The 15618-nt window shown below is 63.6% G+C and carries 16 protein-coding genes; 5 read left to right on the plus strand and 11 right to left on the minus strand.

Going from position 1 to position 15618, the window contains the following annotated elements; genetic code table 11:
- Positions 1 to 25: 25 nt before the first annotated feature.
- The 5 genes from AArcCO_RS08195 to AArcCO_RS08215 form a co-directional block, all read right to left on the minus strand.
- On the minus strand, positions 26 to 244 hold the full coding sequence (locus AArcCO_RS08195; RefSeq protein ID WP_259532932.1) for a hypothetical protein: 219 nt from the start codon (positions 242 to 244) through the stop codon (positions 26 to 28).
- Positions 244 to 1524 carry an NrfD/PsrC family molybdoenzyme membrane anchor subunit gene (nrfD, locus tag AArcCO_RS08200; RefSeq protein WP_259532933.1) on the minus strand — a complete coding sequence of 427 codons (1281 nt, stop codon included), beginning with the start codon at positions 1522 to 1524 and terminating at the stop codon, positions 244 to 246. The genes AArcCO_RS08195 and nrfD overlap by 1 nt, the downstream gene beginning before the upstream one ends.
- Complete coding sequence (locus AArcCO_RS08205; protein ID WP_259532934.1) at positions 1514 to 2818, minus strand: 4Fe-4S ferredoxin N-terminal domain-containing protein; 1305 nt, start codon at positions 2816 to 2818, stop codon at positions 1514 to 1516. Before AArcCO_RS08205 ends, nrfD begins: the two co-directional genes overlap by 11 nt.
- A 127-nt stretch (positions 2819 to 2945) precedes the next feature.
- Positions 2946 to 3632 (minus strand): protein sorting system archaetidylserine synthase, encoded by a 687-nt coding sequence (locus AArcCO_RS08210; protein ID WP_259532935.1) that lies wholly within the window; start codon positions 3630 to 3632, stop codon positions 2946 to 2948.
- 101 nt (positions 3633 to 3733) lie between these two features.
- Entirely contained in the window at positions 3734 to 4537 is an 804-nt protein-coding gene (locus tag AArcCO_RS08215; RefSeq protein WP_259532936.1) for a CehA/McbA family metallohydrolase, read from the minus strand.
- Between the two features lie 95 nt (positions 4538 to 4632).
- Here AArcCO_RS08215 and AArcCO_RS08220 point away from each other — a divergent pair, with 95 nt between their 5' ends.
- Together AArcCO_RS08220 and AArcCO_RS08225 are read left to right on the plus strand one after the other, a co-directional pair.
- Positions 4633 to 5832 (plus strand): inorganic phosphate transporter, encoded by a 1200-nt coding sequence (locus tag AArcCO_RS08220; RefSeq protein WP_259532937.1) that lies wholly within the window; start codon positions 4633 to 4635, stop codon positions 5830 to 5832.
- A 74-nt stretch (positions 5833 to 5906) separates the two neighbouring features.
- The gene (locus AArcCO_RS08225; protein WP_259532939.1) at positions 5907 to 6518 is read left to right on the plus strand and encodes a hypothetical protein; all 612 of its coding nucleotides are present in this window, start codon (positions 5907 to 5909) and stop codon (positions 6516 to 6518) included.
- Here AArcCO_RS08225 and AArcCO_RS08230 read toward each other — a convergent pair whose 3' ends face one another.
- Positions 6519 to 6737 (minus strand): DUF7542 family protein, encoded by a 219-nt coding sequence (locus tag AArcCO_RS08230; protein WP_259532940.1) that lies wholly within the window; start codon positions 6735 to 6737, stop codon positions 6519 to 6521.
- Positions 6738 to 6786: 49 nt separating this feature from the next.
- A complete protein-coding gene (locus AArcCO_RS08235; RefSeq protein ID WP_259532941.1) occupies positions 6787 to 7434 on the minus strand; it encodes a DUF1405 domain-containing protein in 648 nt (215 codons plus the stop codon).
- Between the two features lie 110 nt (positions 7435 to 7544).
- Between AArcCO_RS08235 and AArcCO_RS08240 the strand changes: the two genes are divergently transcribed.
- A complete protein-coding gene (locus tag AArcCO_RS08240) occupies positions 7545 to 9176 on the plus strand; it encodes an MATE family efflux transporter (protein ID WP_259532942.1) in 1632 nt (543 codons plus the stop codon).
- Between the two features lie 38 nt (positions 9177 to 9214).
- On the opposite strand, the gene AArcCO_RS08245 is transcribed toward AArcCO_RS08240, so the two are convergent.
- Positions 9215 to 10171 carry a hypothetical protein gene (locus AArcCO_RS08245; RefSeq protein ID WP_259532943.1) on the minus strand — a complete coding sequence of 319 codons (957 nt, stop codon included), beginning with the start codon at positions 10169 to 10171 and terminating at the stop codon, positions 9215 to 9217.
- 124 nt (positions 10172 to 10295) lie between these two features.
- Positions 10296 to 11219: a YncE family protein gene (locus AArcCO_RS08250; protein WP_259532944.1), complete on the minus strand. Its 924-nt coding sequence runs from the start codon at positions 11217 to 11219 to the stop codon at positions 10296 to 10298.
- Between the two features lie 131 nt (positions 11220 to 11350).
- Here AArcCO_RS08250 and AArcCO_RS08255 point away from each other — a divergent pair, with 131 nt between their 5' ends.
- Together AArcCO_RS08255 and AArcCO_RS08260 are read left to right on the plus strand one after the other, a co-directional pair.
- Positions 11351 to 12100: a hypothetical protein gene (locus AArcCO_RS08255; RefSeq protein ID WP_259532945.1), complete on the plus strand. Its 750-nt coding sequence runs from the start codon at positions 11351 to 11353 to the stop codon at positions 12098 to 12100.
- 50 nt (positions 12101 to 12150) lie between these two features.
- Positions 12151 to 13272 carry a CAF17-like 4Fe-4S cluster assembly/insertion protein YgfZ gene (locus AArcCO_RS08260; RefSeq protein WP_259532946.1) on the plus strand — a complete coding sequence of 374 codons (1122 nt, stop codon included), beginning with the start codon at positions 12151 to 12153 and terminating at the stop codon, positions 13270 to 13272.
- Here AArcCO_RS08260 and AArcCO_RS08265 read toward each other — a convergent pair whose 3' ends face one another.
- Together AArcCO_RS08265 and AArcCO_RS08270 are read right to left on the minus strand one after the other, a co-directional pair.
- Entirely contained in the window at positions 13273 to 14442 is a 1170-nt protein-coding gene (locus AArcCO_RS08265) for a geranylgeranyl reductase family protein (RefSeq protein ID WP_259532947.1), read from the minus strand. It lies immediately after the preceding gene.
- A gap of 55 nt (positions 14443 to 14497) precedes the next feature.
- A complete protein-coding gene (locus tag AArcCO_RS08270) occupies positions 14498 to 15601 on the minus strand; it encodes a WD40/YVTN/BNR-like repeat-containing protein (protein ID WP_259532948.1) in 1104 nt (367 codons plus the stop codon).
- Positions 15602 to 15618: the final 17 nt, after the last annotated feature.

Raw genomic sequence — 15618 nt, forward strand, 5'->3', positions numbered from 1 at the left:
TGCGGTGAACTGTGGGTCGTTCGTGTCATAGCGGTAGATTCGCGATAATCCAAAATCCGATTCCCAGCAGTGCAGTGGAGGCGATCATCGCGACCGTGATCCCACCCATGTAAACGAATCCGATTGCTGGCGTTCGATACGCCCGCGGTTCGGCGAACAGCCACGCTGCGACAGTCACGTACACGGGCATCAGGATCAGAAACACGATGACGAGCGCGCCGACGGGGATCTGGTGAGCGGCCATTACCGATCCACCTCCCTGCTGGAATCCCGCGCGAGAGGGATTACTTTCGCGATAACGACGAACAAAAGCAGCGCTATCGCGATCGCACCGATGGTGATGATCCACTCGACGATCGTCGGATTGTAGCTTCCGATGAACCCGGGCACCACGGGGAACACCAGCGGTTCGATGACCTTCAGGATCGACTTGATCCAGACGCCAAGCATCATCGAGAACGAAAGCACGTTGATGTATTTCACACCCAGCTGGTACTTGAATATCGCGAGCAATAGCGTGGGCACCCCGACTAGAACGATACTCGAATAGAAGAACGGCGAGAGCGACCCGAACAGGATGGCGTCGCTGATCCGCTGTTCGAAGAACTGTTGCATTCCGGTTAGTCCCTGGAGCACCTCGTTGAACATCACGACAAGGAAGACGAACCCGAAGGTAGTGAGCGCCTGCCCGAGCCCGCGCATGACACGATCGGAGAGTTTGTCGTGCCAGGCGAACTGCAACCGCAAGATCCCGGCCGAAAGCGTCACGAGGGCGGTCCCGGCGACCAGCCCGTTGATGACGAATATGATACCTTGCTCGCGTCCGAAAAAGCCCGGTTGTTGGCCGACGACTCCCAGAAGGATCCCGGGGATCATCCCGGCGGTGAACGCCAGCACCATCAGGCCGAGTCCGAGCCACTTTCGCATCGACTCGAGTTTGGGGATCTCCGCTTCTGTTGCCCCGAAGCTGACCACCCGCCTGACGACATCTGCATGCAGGGGGAGTGAACCTTCGGTGCGGAGAAAGTCGAGGCGGAGCGAGATCGTGAGCATCGTCAGCGTAAAGACCAGAAGCGTCGTCACGAAGGTGACGTCCCACGCGAGCGGCGAGTGAACCACGGTCGAGGGCCACTGAGCGAGGATCGTCAACACCCGATGTGGCGTCCCGAGATCGATGATGATCAGCCAGGCCGCAGTGAGCCCACAGATGAACGCCCAGATGTTGGCGATCCGGGCGATCATGTCGTACTCGTCGAGTTCGTAAAACCGGATGTATCCCGTGATGGCAAGGGTGGCGACCGCCATCCCGGCGAACCACTCGAACGTCCCGATGTACAGTCCCCAGGTGGTGCCCGCCTGGGTTCCCTGGGCGGCCAGATCAGTGACGACCAGGCCGTGCTGGACTTGATGGACGATGGCCTCGAGAGTAAGAAGCGCTATCGCTGTAAGGAAGACGATCAACCCCAGTAGACGAGTCGAAACCCCCGAGAGGTGGTCCCAGCTGTACTCGGTTCTAGCTGCCATCCTCATCACTTCCCTGGGCTGGATACTCTACGGGTGGTCGCCCCTTCCGTTCGCGTGTCAGATCCCGGTGCATGTCCTCGACCGTTCGTGGTCCCTCCACCGGCGTCGCTGGGGCTCCCGGTTCGTCACCGACGTAGATGACGTTCGGTTCGGTTCCCATCCATTCGAGAAGCCTGAACGTGCTGGCGTCGTCGTCGAGTTCTTCTAGGTGCTGGCGGGGGGCGCTTTCGGAGTCCTCCAGGTTTCCGAAGTGAATCGCATCGACCGGACAGACCTCCTCGCAGGCTGTCGTCCCGCGTAGCTCCTCGTCGTCGGAATCCTGCCGGTGGACGCAGAACGTACATTTCCCCATCACTCCCTGGGGCGGGTTTCCTCCCGCGTGGACTCCACCAGTGGTTTCCCGTGGAGTGTCGATGTCGAGGTGATCTCCGAACTGTTCGAGTTCGCGTGGTTCCCCCCACTGGAGGTAGTTGACGCCGTACGGACAGGCGATCTCGCAGTAGCGACAGCCCACACACAGGTCGTAATCGGTCATCACGATGCCGTCTTCTTCGCGTTTGTAACGGGCCTGCACCGGACAGGCCGTCGAGCACGACGGCTCCGAACAGTGCTGACACGGGCGCGGGAGGTACGACTCCCGATCACGGTAGTCGTCCTCGACGTATCGGTGGACGAACATCCATAGGGCGTCGGCCGTGTTGTTGTTCTCCTCGTTGCAGGCTTCGACACACTGGAGACAGGCGACACACTGGTTGGTGTTTATCGCCATTCCCATCTGGACGTCGCCGTCGCCGTCATCGGCGTGACCGCCGCCCGCCGCACCCTCGAGACTCCCCAGGCCAACTGCCGCAGCGCCCAGCATTCCCGCAGTTTTGAGTACCGAGCGACGCGAATGCTCCTCTCCAGGTACACCCGGCAGCGCGCCGTCGTCCCCACCGCCGCCTCCTCCACCACCGCTTCCCCCACTGCCGCTTCCTCCACCGCCGCTTCCTCCACCGCCGCCTCCTCCGGCGGCACCACAACTACAGTTTCCGCAACCACAGGTTTCGCCACCGCTTTTTTTGCCCTCGCTGAACTCCGCCGATTCCATCGCTTCACCCCGCCTGTCGATACCGAACTCTTCGAGAACCTGCTCGTGGTATCGCCCGTAAAATTCGCTCTCGGACAGATCCCCGTCGGCCAACCGCAGCGCGTCCCTGGCCATCTCCCGACCGAGTTCGGTGTCGAAATCGACGTCTGCCAGTTTTTCGTTCGCCCAGTCTTCCCACTCCGGATCTCCCGGTTCAGGGGGCATGTTACCAAGTAGCGCCATTGACAACCTGTATTATTAAGGTTGGACAATAGGGGTTTCGGTGAATAACAGACGTTGTGGGTTGTCGTTACCGGCTCCGGGAATTTGACGTCGGATTCCGGACGTATCGTTATAGGTCGAGGTGATCCTGCCAGTAGAACCGCGGAGCAAACAGGAGATACGCGAGCGAGAGGAACAGCAGGGAGAACGCGAACACTTCGCCGGGCTGGCCCGTGAGCACGATTGCGAGGACCTGGACGATCCCCATGACTGCGGCGTCTTGCGGGTGAAGATCCGGGTACGTTATCGGCGTTACCATCAACACCGCGAGAATGGCGGTGAGCGGCACGAGGAACGCCGGAGCAGTGTAGCCGGCGAGCACGGCTGCCGCGAGAACCGTCGCAGCGAGGGTAGTTTGGACACCCTCTGTCTCCTTCGACCCAATGTCGTAGGCGTTGTACAGCCCCAGCCGGATCACCGCCATCCCGACGAACACCGCCCCGATCGCGATGCCCACCAGCGCGAACGGCTCTTGCATTCCCCACTCGGTGAGCACGGTGTAGGAAACGAGGAACGCCGGCGCGACGCCGAATGAGGCGACGTCGGCAAGCGAGTCGAGATACACGCCTGCCGGAGTCGATCCGTATTTGCGGGCGATGATACCGTCGAGTGCGTCCATGATCGCCGCAAGCAACAGCAGCCGGGCGGCGATCCCCACGTCCATGGTCGCCGCTACCGCGGCGAGAAAGCCCAGTGCCGCGTTCGCCGTGGTGACGTAATCGGCCAGTCCGAGTCGGCCGAGGAACCGTGGGATCACGTTACCCCCGTCGACCACGGGGAGTAAACGTCTTTTCGTTCGGTTCGGCTACTCGTCGACGTGTCGACAGCCACCACGTGCTCCGTCCGGTCGGGAGTAACTCACTCGAAAAACGACGCGATGCGGGAGAGACCGTGGCGGCCGCGGATCGCGCCGAGTTTGGCGGCCGATGCCGTTTTGAGTGCACTGGCCTTCGTGTACGTCGCGCTGGCTTTCACGCTTTTCTTGCTGTAGTAAGCGCTCTTGCGTGCAGCAGCGATCGCGTAATGCTTGCTGGCCATCGGGATCGGGGCCCGGCGCCCCCGAACGCTCGTCTCCCCGTTCCGGATCGCATCGAGAACGTGCTCGCCGGTCACCGCCTCCCGGGGAACGTCGCCGACGTCGATCTCGCTGAACGCGCGACCGACGTACTCGAGCGTGTGGGCGTCGCTGGCGGCGACCCCCGGGTAGCCGTGCTCGGCAGCGAATCGACGAGCCCGGCGGTTCCGGTAGCCGGTGAACAGCCAGGCGTTGAACACCTCGACGGCGTCACAGTCGGCGACGTAGCGCCGTCGAACTCCGTGGCGCGAACGCTGGAACGGGTGGGGAACGACCGCGACACCGCCGTTCTCGCGGATCCAGGCCACCGTTTCGTCGAACGGGTGCCGGTGAGGGGGCATCCGATCGACACCGACCGCGAGGAGATGACCGTGGGCGGTCGACACCTCCACGCCCGGAATTCCGACGAGTCCGTACGCTGGAGCCAGTTCGGCCGCCCGAATCGACTCTCCCATCACGTCGTGGTCGGTGATGACCACGGCGTCGAGATCGATGTCGGCGGCGTGTTCGAGGATGAGATCCACCGGCTCGTGGCCGTCATAAGAGTCTTCAGAGTGAACGTGGAGGTCGATCCGGAGCGTCGTCACGCCATCCCGTAGGTCGACCGGTAATATAAGCGCGTTTGTCGGCCGTCGAAAAGCGTCACGCCTTATAAAATCAAACGACAACACCCATTCGAACCGTGATCGACCCGCTGCTCGCGATTGGTCTCCTCGTCGCCTGTTTCGTCGCCTACAATATCGGCGGTGCGACGACCGGGCCCGCGTTCGGGCCGGCCGTCGGGGCAGGGGTGCTTCCGAAGGCGGCCGCCGGAGGGCTGATGTCGGTGTTTTTCTTCCTGGGAGCGTTCACTATCGGTCGCAACGTCGTCGACACGCTCGGCGATGACCTCGTCCACGATACCGCCGTGTTCACGCTGGAGGCGAGCATCCTGGTGTTGTTCTTCATCGGCGGGGCGCTGCTCATCGGGAACCTCACCGGCGCGCCGTCGTCGACCTCGATGACGGCAGTCGGCGCTATCGCCGGACTTGCCCTCGCCCGGGGCGTCCTCGATTTTGCGGTGATCGGGGAAATCCTGGCGTGGTGGATCATCTCGCCGGTGATCGGCTTCTGGATGGCAGTGATGATCGGCCGGTATTTCTACGACGACCTCGACCGGATCATCGCCATCGAACAGAGCGAGGGGCCGCTCGTCAAGATCGACCGGGAAGCGACGGTTCCGCGACCAGTTCCGGGAGAACAGACGAGTAGACGGGAGCTCCTCGGCACCGCAGTCGTGGTCGGAATCGGGTGTCTGATGGCGTTCAGCTCGGGGGCGAGCAACATCGCAAACGCGATCGCTCCGCTCGTTGGCAGTGGCGCAATCGCGATGAATCCCGGAATTGTACTCGGCTCTGCCGCCGTGGCGGTCGGGGCGTTCACGATTGCCCGGCGGACCATGGAGACGCTTGGAAACGACATTACCGACCTTCCGCTCACCGCGGCCATCATCGTCGCCGTCTTGAGTTCCGGGATCGTGATTGCGCTGTCGGCGATCGGGATTCCGGCCAGTTTCGTCATCATCGCCACCGTCTGTATCGTCGGCCTCGGCTGGGGTCGCTCGACCGACCGGATCCCGATTCGCGACGCAGTCCGTGGAACCACATCGCCGCAGGTATCGGTCGGCGCACTCTCCGAAGACGCAGGTGCGCCGACGGTCGGACAGCCAGCTATCGACGGTGAGGCCCCGGACCGACGGAATCGCCACACCGACGACGCCGAGGCTCCGCCGGCGACCTCCGACCTGTTCGATCCGGAGACGACGGTCAGAGTGATCGTGATGCAAAACGTCGTGCCGATCGTCGCGACAGCCGGGTCCTATCTCACGTTCCTGGTAATTTGAGGCGCAACTGCGCGATCGGGACCTGCGTGAAAACAGTTGGACCTTAGTGACTCACGGTCGTATTTCCACTGACTATGACGGTTCGCTTCAAAGGTCGCCAGACGCAGTTTTATATCGACGTCATCTACGGCATCGCGTTCAGTGCCGGGTTCGCCTACCTCCTGTTCGTCGGGATGGACCCGCGCGTCGCGGCGTTCCAGGGGGGGCTCGTGTTCGGATATTTCCTCCGCGTGTGGGAGAACATGAGCGTCTACGAACGGATTCTCGAGGAGGAAGTCGCAGCGGAGGCCCAGGAGGCGGTCGCCCAGGAGGTCGAGGACACCGTACCGGGGGAAGCCGAGGAACAGGTAACCCAGGAAATCGAGGAACGTGTTCCCGAGGAAGTTACCTCGGAAGTGGAACAACGAGTCCCTGAAGAGGTCACCTCGGAGGTCGAACAGCAGGTTCCCGAGGAGGTCACCTCGGCCGTCGAACAGCAGGTCGAGCAGGCCGTCGAACGACAGATGGAAGACGGAATGGGCGACCAGATCGAGGCGGAAGTCGAAGACCAACTCGAGGACGACGTCGCCGATCAGATCGAAGCGGAGGTCGACGAGCGGATCGGCGAGGAAGTCGAAAAACGGCTCGACGACCGCGTCGAGGACCACACTGAAAGCGGACCCGAAGGGGACGATTCCACGGAGTGACTACTCGCCGTCGAGATCGTCTTCCGATCCCGGAATCCCGCACACGCCGGCCGCTGACCCTGCACGTTCGACGCCGGTCGCAATCCCGGTGATCTCCCATGACGGGTCGTGGCCTGTCTCGCGTTCGTGGTCGTCGATCCACTCCCTGGCTTCCGATAGCGAGTCAAACGCACCCTCGAAACCACACCCGGGACACCACACCTTCGCTCGAGTCGCCATTACGAACTGGTAGGTCCCGGGGGCCGATAACGTCTCCGCTCGTCGCTACTCACGACTCGAGCGTAGCCGACCACTCGGAGAGTGGTTCGAACGCCCACCACGCGAGCGCGACGGCGAAAACCGAAAGGCCGACGGAGATCACCGGCAGCACCAGCCCCGGTTCGTACTCGAGCGGAGGATGGTAGCCGAAGACGTAATCGAACACGTCGTTTGCCAGAAGCAACGCCAGCGCCGACGCGAGCGCCCCCGGCGTCGTCGCCGCCGCGTGTGGAAACAGGAACGCCTCGGCGACGAACAGGAAGTGCGTGATCACGATTCCCCAGTAGTCCCACAGCGCTCCCGCCGCGAACAGGTACAGTTCCGGACGAAGCGTGAGGGCGACGAACGTCCAGAGGCCGAACTTCACGAGCCAGACGAACGCGAACGTGTGGAGATACGCCAGCGGTCGATTTCTCGGTGCCTGATGCGGTTGCCGACCGAGATTGGGGAGTAGCGTCGCCAGCGCGAGCGTCGCCAGCGCGATCGCCGTCGGGGAATCGGCGTACAGCGGCCACAGGATCGTCGGCACCTCGTCCAACGTGTCGACGTAAAACTCCACGCCGACGAGAAACGCGACGGCATTGACGAGGAGGAGCCAGACCAGGGTTGACGGCGTCGCCAGATCTGCCGCCCAGTGGTCCGGGATGACCCGACCCATACCGTCGGAGTTCGCGGGCGACTCTTATAAGCAACCGCCCTTGTGCTACCGAAGCAACCGGCCTTCCGACATCGGAACGTTGATTTCTCCGCCAGTCCAGCCTTGCAAAAGTGACAGACCCCGCTTCGCCGGGGGACGACGAGCAAGACGATCCCGACGCGACGCCCTCCGGTACACCTCCCGACGAGACGTCCGACAATCCGCCGGACGTTAGCGACGGTGAAGACGACGACGGCGACGAGCCGCGTGATTCGATCACCGAGGGGAGCCTCCTCCGGCCACTGTTCCGGCTCGCCTGGCCGATTTTGGTCATCCAGCTGCTGCAGGTGACGTACAACGTCGTCGACACCCTGTATCTCGGCCGCCTGTCGGCGGAGGCGGTGGGGGCACTCAGCCTTGCGTTCCCGCTGATCTTCCTTTTAATCGCCGTCGCCGGGGGGTTCACCACCGCGGGAGCGATCCTGGTTGCCCAGTACACCGGCGCGAAAGGCGATCGATCCGCGGGGCTGGTGGCCGGACAGACGATCACGACGGTGGCGGCACTCTCCGTCGTCATCGGGATCGGGGGCTACTTTTACACGCGTCCGGCCCTGGAGCTGCTGCCGAGCGATCCCGAGACGGCCGCGACGGTGATCCCGCTTGCGGCCGACTACATGGAGGTCATCTTCCTGGGGATCCCGCTGATGTTCGGCTTCTTCGTGTTCAGCGCGCTACTGCGGGGGTACGGAGACACCCGGACGCCGATGTTCGTGATGGTGGTGTCCGTCTTTATCAACGTCGTCCTCGATCCCTTCCTGATCTTCGGGTTCCAGCACAACCCGATATTCGTCTGGCTGGACGCGACCCCGATCGTCGGGACGATCGACTTCGCGGCCATCGAGACGGCGACCTACGCCGCGACGGGGTTCGTCGGGTTCGGCATCCAGGGGGCGGCGCTCGCGACGATTATCGCTCGCGGCATCGCAACGGCGATCGGGCTGTGGCTGCTATTTACGACGACCGTCGGTCCGGCCGTCCGGATCCGCCACCTCTCACCGGATCTGGGGTTCATCTCCGACATCTTCCGGCTGGGTCTCCCCAGCAGCGTCGAGCAGACCGCGAGCGCGCTGGCAATGATCACCCTTACCGCCATGGTGGTGACGTTCTCGCCGCCGGTGGTGGCCGCCTACGGGCTCGGAAACCGCCTCATATCGCTCGTGTTCCTCCCGGCGATGGGGCTCGGGCGCGCGATCGACACGATGGTCGGCCAGAACCTGGGCGCCGACCGCGCCGATCGGGCCGCCCGGGCGGTTCGCGTCGCGGCGAGCACCGGCGCGGGCGTGATGCTCCTCGTTGCGGTCGTCGCGGTGGCGTTCACAGAGCCGATCGTTGCGGTCTTCCTCGGCGACGTGCCGCAGGCGGCCGAGACGATCCGTCACGGCGTCGACTACGTCCGGATCCGCTCCGTCGAGTTCGCGTTCATCGGAGTCGCGCAGGTCATCCTCGGTGCGTTCCGCGGTGCTGGAAACACGAAGACGGCGATGACCATTTCGCTGATCTCCCTGTGGGCCGGCCGGGTGGCCTGCGTCTTTTATCTGGTGTTCGTCGCCGGCTGGGGCGCGACCGGGATCTGGGTGGGGATGACCGTCGGCCACATCGTCAGCGCAGTGATCGGCGTGGTCTGGTTCTCCCGTGGAACCTGGACCGAAAAGTACATCGACGAACCGGACCCGGTCGAACCACCAGCCCCGACAGAGGACTGATCACGGTTCATCCACCCCGACAGAGGACTGACAGCCGCCTACAGCGGCTCGAACGACGGGGGAACTGTCCGGCCTTGCTGAAACTGTTTCAGGTAGTGTCTGATCCCCGGCCCGTGGGCAGCACCGACGAGCAGATGCACTTCACTCGCGTTGTCGTGGTGGTAGACAGCGTACTCTGCCATTCGCTCGTTTCGTGCGTGTGTGACGACCTCGAGTTCGGGATCGTGTCGCCGGAGCCACTCCCGTTCCAGCGGTTGTGGGAGAAACGCCCGGGCGTAATACCGCTGGAGGTCACGGAGTCGATCGGGGTTCCGACTCGCATCGCGACTCAGCGAGAACGACTCGTAATTTTTCGCCGTCGCGAGATCCGCGTGATCGGTCACGAACGCGGCTGCGACGTCGGCGAGGACGCGTTCGAACCGGTCGCCGTACACGGACGCCCCTGATTCGATGACAGAAAACGTCGCCTCTCGGAACGTCGAGGCGATCGAACTGACGTCCTCGAGCAACGCGTCGAACGGCGTCTCTTCGAGCGGGCCGAGCCACGATTCACCAGCCAGTTGGACGCACTGCTCCATCGCCCAGCGGTAATCGTCCATCTCACAGACCCCCTCGAAGTCCTGAAAGTAAAGCGGGCGGATCCCCTGTTCGCAGTACACCGACGCATCCCGGTCGAGATATCGTCGGACGTGCGTTCTCAAGAACGCTCGCTCTTCGGGCGTGTCCGCGTGTGTGACTCCGTGGACGTGGAACGCGTGACCGTCGAGACGAACGCACGTTCCGGGGAGTCCACCCGAGTCCGAGACGTCCCACCAGGTCGGATCGACGGTGGACTTCCAGACGTCTTTCGCCCGAAAGTACGCCTCGTGAATCGACTCCGTTTCGAATTGCGTTCGCAGCTCAGAGAGGGACTCGGATGCCCGGATCTCGGCAACCTGTTCCGCGTCGGTGTCAGTGTCGTCCGTGCCGTCGCTGGCGTACGGTTCCTCGTCCACGTGGATTCACTCCCTGGAAATATTACGGTTCGAGGCCGTTTCAACGCCGCTACTATGTGTACTTGAGGCACACATCCGACCACCAGTGTGAGACCAGGCAACTGCCCGTCTTACTGTCGGGACTTCACCGCGAAAGGTAGGCGATGCCGTCCGGGTGAAGACCGACGTCGTACCTGTCTATCTCCTCCCACTCGTCGGCGTCGAGGACGCTCACGTCGTTCGTCTTGTTGTTCGCGACGAACGCCCGCTCTCCGGTCGGATCGAAAGTAGTACCGCCGGGCCAGATACCCACGGGGATGCGGGCGATCTCCCAGGGTCGGATCTCGTCGTTTCGCTCGTGGCTGGTGTCGATGACGCTCACGTCGTTGCCCTCGCGGTTCGGAACGAAGACGTGGCGACCATTCGGCGAGGAGACGACCCGGATCGGCGTTTCGCCCAGCAGCGCCTGTCCCTGCTCTTCAAACGTTTCGGGATCGACAACTGTGAGCCGCGAATCGTCCTGGTTGGCGACCAGCAGCCCGCCTTCGGGATGGACTTCGATCCCTTCGGGCGCTTCGCCGACGGGGATGTCTCCGACGATTTCCCGTTCGTCGGCGTCGATCGCGGTGACGTTGTCGCTGCCGATGTTGGCGACGAACGCGGTCTCCTCGTCCGGCGTGAACGCCACCATATGGGACTTGTCCTGAAACGTCGGGAACACGGAACGCAGCTCGACACCCTCGCCGGCGACGTCGAACACGAAAACGCGGGAGCTGTATGTCGATGCGAGCCACAACTCGTCGGCCGACTCCCTGAGAGCCAACCCGTGGGGGAAGTCGAACTGCTCGTGTTCGATCCGCTGGATGATTTCCCAGGAGTCCGTATTCAGAACCAGGAGGGTTCCGCCGAGCGAACAGGTGACGTACAACTCCTTTCCGTCCGGGCCGATTTCGACCTCGTGAGGGTTGAAGTCGGTCTGGACACGGTCGATTGTCTCTCCAGAATCTGGGTCGACAATCGAGATGCTGTCTTCGTCCTTGTTGAGTACAACAAGCCGGTCGTCCGTCATGTGAGAACACGGTTCGAGTCGAAATGTTATAAATCGGATCGGTTCGCGGACCGGATACGTTTTGGTGAACCGGTCGCCCACTGCAATCACCTCGGCGACACTGTTACCAATCCCCTCGGTGTACAGCAGCTATGGTTGACGGAAGTCCTAACCGACCCTCGCCGGGAGGTGCCGAAGCCACCGGGGAAACCGAGGTCGTCCCAGTGGCGCGAGAGGAACTCCGGATCACTTTCGAGTACCAGGTCCAGCGGCTCCGGGAGATTGACGGGAAGGCGATAGAACTGCTGAAGGCGAACCTGCTTTTGATCGGGCTGGTCGTCACTGCGGGATCGATCCTGGTACAGACGGAAATTGACGTCGCCGCATTCGTGAATGCGTTTACGGTCGCGGGAGGACTGCTGCTTTTGGTGTCGACGGGGCTGGCTGGGGTCACCTACACCTCCTCGAACCTCCGGGGTGGACTGGACGCCGACGCCGTCGAGACGGCGATCGCAGACGAGGGGGACGGCGAATTCCAGGAACGATTGCTCCGGAGCTACGCCCGATGGATCGATTACAACGCCCGGATGACAGCCGTCAACGACATCCTCGTCACCGTGACAGTTCTCCTGGTCGTCGTCGCGTTCGTGTACGTGCTCGTCGGCGTCGTCGTCGGGTTCGCGCCCGTTTCGACGGCGACAGCGATCGGTCTGTTCGTCGTGCTCACGCTCCTCCTGGGGTGGGTGACGAGACGGGTGTATCACATGGATCATCTGGGGCCTCGGGATGCTCGGCGTAACGGGACGTTCGACGGCGTCCGGCTCTCGAAGGGGACGACCCGAACTGAAGGATTGAACACGCTCAAGGTAATGTTCGCTCGAAAGCCCGACGAGGAAGAGTAGGCCGGGAACGGATCGGCGAGGTTTTCCACCTCGGCCCGTTACCCAGTCACATGACGGTCGTCGGGGATTTACACGAGGAGTACGGGGCGACGGTCGGCGAGCGCGGCGGAACGGCGGTGGCGGAGGCGTACGGCCGACCCCAACGTGCGGCGCGGGCAGTCAGGAACGTGGTCGGCGCAATCGAGATGGGCTACGGCGTGGTCACCGTGTCGGGAGCGGATCGCTATGAATTCGTCGACGACGCCGTTTCCAATCGAATCCCAGAGCGTGAGGAAAGGGGAGTGTACGCGCTTTTGCTCGACCCGCAAGGAACTGTGCAGACAGACATGTACGTGTACAATGCCGGCGAGCGACTCCTGGTGTGTACGCCTCCGGGTCGAGCGGCCCCCCTCGTGGACGACTGGGGGGAGAAGGTGTTCATCCAGGACGTGGAGGTCCACGACGCCACGGACGAATTCGGAATATTCGGAATTCACGGCCCCAAGGCGACCGAGAAAGTCGCCTCGGTGCTCGACGGTGGGTCGCCCCCGGAGGAGCCGCTGTCGTTCGTCCGCGGATCGATGCACGGGGCCGGCGTCACTGTCGTCGCCACGGACAACCCCCTGGGCGAGGAGGGATACGAGGTGCTCTGTACGGCACCGAACGCACGTGAGGTGTTCGAAACCCTTCTCACCAGGGGACTCAATGCGGCCCCGTTCGGATACCGGAGCTACGACGTGCTGTCGCTGGAGGCGGGGACCCCGATCTTCGAGACGGAACTTCAGGGCCGGGTCCCCAACGTGGCGGGAGTCAGGAACGGACTCGACTTCGAGAAGGGGTGTTACGTGGGACAGGAAGTGGTCTCGAAGATCGAGAACCGCGGTCGACCCAGCCGGCGTCTGGTCGGTTTGCTCCCCGACCGGTTCCCAGAATCGGCGATGGGCGAGGCGGAGACGCCGCCCATGTCCGGAGTGCCGGTTGCCGCCGACGGCGACACCGTCGGTGAAGTCACGCGTGCGACGCCGTGGTCCACGCTGGAACGTCCCCTTGCGCTGGCGCTCGTCGACTTCGACGCCGACGGGGATTTCACCGTCCGTCTCGGGGACGAGGAGATTCCCGCCGAACTCGCCTCGCTGCCGTTCCTCGAGGGATCAGCGCGATCGGCCAGGCTGCCGGCGTATCCCGGGGAGTGATCAGGAGAACAGCCGTCTGAGGTGTTCCCGGGAGAAAAACGACGTCGGTCGGTCCATGTGGACGCCGATCTCACCCGACAGCGCCCACAGTCCGGCCCGCTGAACCGGTTCGGGCAGCGAATACGCCCGCCTGATCAGCGATCCGAGGCGGATTTCCCGGCCGAGCTCTTCCCGCCAGGCCCGTTCGTACGCCGACAGCGTCGACGGATCCGCTGGATCGATCGTCTCGGCTGCGATGTCGGCAGCCGTCATTCCGTAGAGTATCCCGCCGCCTGTGAACGGCTTCGTCTGGGCGGCCGCGTCACCGAGGAGGAACACCCGGTCTGTCGTCGTTCGGGCTGGTGGCCCGATCGGTATCGCGCCCGAACAGAACCGCTCGGTTTCGACGCCGTAGCCGTCGACGAGTCGATCGAACCGGCTTTTCACGTCCTTGCCCGGTGGGGCGGCCAGGCCGTACTCGACGCCGGCCTCGCCCCGTGGGATCCGCCAGGAGAAAAACGTCGGTGCCGTCAGGTGGACGTTGACGAAGTCTCCGTGGTCGGGTTCCTCATCGAATGCGAGCACGCCGTGCAGCGTCTCTTCGGGCTCCGGGAGCCCCACCGCTCGACGGACTCTCGAGGTCGGCCCGTCACACCCGGCGACGATGCGGGCTTCGAACGTCCGTTCGACACCGCCGTTCCCGTCGCCGCGGTTCCCGTCCCCGTCGTTCCCATCGCCGTCGTTCCCATCGCCGTCGTTCCCATCGCCGTCGTTCCCGTCACCGCCTACGCTTGCAGTGAGAACGACCCGGTCCGGTCGCTCGTCGACATCGGTCACCGTGTGGTGCTCCCGGACGTCCGCACCTGCCTCTCTGGCGCAGTCCGCGAGCGTTCGATCCAGCTCGACGCGGTCGATCACGTTCGAAACCTCCTCGCGTTTGTAAAACCTGTAGGCGTCCGTTTTTGGCCCACCGACGTGGAAGTCCGCACCGTAGATCCGGTTTTGCAGGAGACGATCGACTGCCTTCTCGGGGACGTACTCCCACAGGTCCGTCGAGACGTGTCCCGAACAGGCCAGCGGTGATCCGATCTCTCCGCTTTCCAGCGCGAGGACATCGAGTCCGGCCTCGGACGCCCGACGGGCGTACCGGGCGCCGGGAGGGCCGACGCCGACGACCGCAACGTCGTACATAGCAGTTTCTCGACCCAGATCGGTAAATAGCTTATCAGAGGACCGCCATCGGATTTCAGACGATTGCGAGGCCGCGAACGGGGCCGCCTTCGAGGAGATCCTCCCAGGTTACGTCGTCGTTCTCCCCGACGGAGGGGGGCCCGGAGACGCTTGCGGCGGGGATCTCACAGCGCTCCCAGCTATCGCCGGCATCGCCAGTTCGGGAGAGGCCGCCGTCGCAGGCGGCGTACAGCTCGCCCGGCTCTGTTCCCGACGCCAGTACCGGCCGCCTGGCCCCCTCGCCAGTGTCGAGTTCGGGGCTGTCCAACCGCGTCCACTCGTCGCCACTAGTTGTGCCGTCGTCTTCTCCCACTCCCCTTTCCTCCTGCTCGACGGCGCCAGTCGACCCTTTCCGATAGAGATAGCTCGGTCCCGTCCGGTGGGCGTTGCGGGCGGTGCTCGCGGTGGACATGACGACCGTGTCTGGATCCCCCGGATCGACCGCCAGCCCCCAGCAGTATCGGTGTTCGAGACCGTCGTGTCGCTGTTTCCACGTGTGACCGGCGTCCTGGCTTTCGGCATAGCCGTCCCCGGCCGCGCTGTAGACGCGTTCCGGGGCGTCCGGATGCGTCGCTATCGTGTGGTTGTCTCGTCTGGCTCCGGGCGGCCGGTCGTCCCACGTTTCACCGCCATCTCGGGTGACCACGAACGCGCCCGCCTCGATCCCGATGTACCAGGTGTCCGGATCGGCGGGGGCCGGTTCGATCCACCGGACGTGATGTGTGTCGGGCCGCGGTGGGAACGACCACCGGGACGCCGAGGGGAGGTCTGTGAGTCCCTCCAGATGATCCCAGGTGTTGCCGCCGTCAGTGGATCGGTAGATCCGGGACGGCTCCGTGCCCGCCCAGACAGTGTCGGAATCGTGGTTGGATATCCCCAGGGCAGTGACTGCGGCCGGTTCGATCTCTCCGCCGATCCGTTCGAACGTTTCTCCGGCGTCTGTCGACCGCCACAGCCCGGAGTCGAACGTTCCGGCGAACACCCGATCGGGAGCCGACGACGAGACGGCCACACATTCGACACGTTTGTCCGCTAACCGGACCGCGGCGGCGGTGTCCTCCGACGTGATTCCCTCGGCAAGGAGGAGCCTGTCGGCGGTCGCGACGTAGGCTGTAGTCATTACACGAGAATGAGGGT

The organism is Halalkaliarchaeum sp. AArc-CO (assembly GCF_024972735.1).
Lineage (GTDB): Archaea > Halobacteriota > Halobacteria > Halobacteriales > Haloferacaceae > Halalkaliarchaeum.

Bases quoted from the DNA above. Each gene is read 5' to 3' on its own strand.
- AArcCO_RS08235 (WP_259532941.1), bottom strand. From the start codon at position 7,434: ATGGGTCGGGTCATCCCGGACCACTGGGCGGCAGATCTGGCGACGCCG.
- AArcCO_RS08205 (WP_259532934.1), bottom strand. From the start codon at position 2,818: ATGCCCCCTGAACCGGGAGATCCGGAGTGGGAAGACTGGGCGAACGAA.
- AArcCO_RS08255 (WP_259532945.1), top strand. From the start codon at position 11,351: ATGGTTGACGGAAGTCCTAACCGACCCTCGCCGGGAGGTGCCGAAGCC.
- AArcCO_RS08260 (WP_259532946.1), top strand. From the start codon at position 12,151: ATGACGGTCGTCGGGGATTTACACGAGGAGTACGGGGCGACGGTCGGC.
- AArcCO_RS08250 (WP_259532944.1), bottom strand. From the start codon at position 11,219: ATGACGGACGACCGGCTTGTTGTACTCAACAAGGACGAAGACAGCATC.
- nrfD (WP_259532933.1), bottom strand. From the start codon at position 1,524: ATGGCAGCTAGAACCGAGTACAGCTGGGACCACCTCTCGGGGGTTTCG.
- AArcCO_RS08195 (WP_259532932.1), bottom strand. From the start codon at position 244: ATGGCCGCTCACCAGATCCCCGTCGGCGCGCTCGTCATCGTGTTTCTG.
- AArcCO_RS08270 (WP_259532948.1), bottom strand. From the start codon at position 15,601: ATGACTACAGCCTACGTCGCGACCGCCGACAGGCTCCTCCTTGCCGAG.
- AArcCO_RS08225 (WP_259532939.1), top strand. From the start codon at position 5,907: ATGACGGTTCGCTTCAAAGGTCGCCAGACGCAGTTTTATATCGACGTC.
- AArcCO_RS08265 (WP_259532947.1), bottom strand. From the start codon at position 14,442: ATGTACGACGTTGCGGTCGTCGGCGTCGGCCCTCCCGGCGCCCGGTAC.
- AArcCO_RS08230 (WP_259532940.1), bottom strand. From the start codon at position 6,737: ATGGCGACTCGAGCGAAGGTGTGGTGTCCCGGGTGTGGTTTCGAGGGT.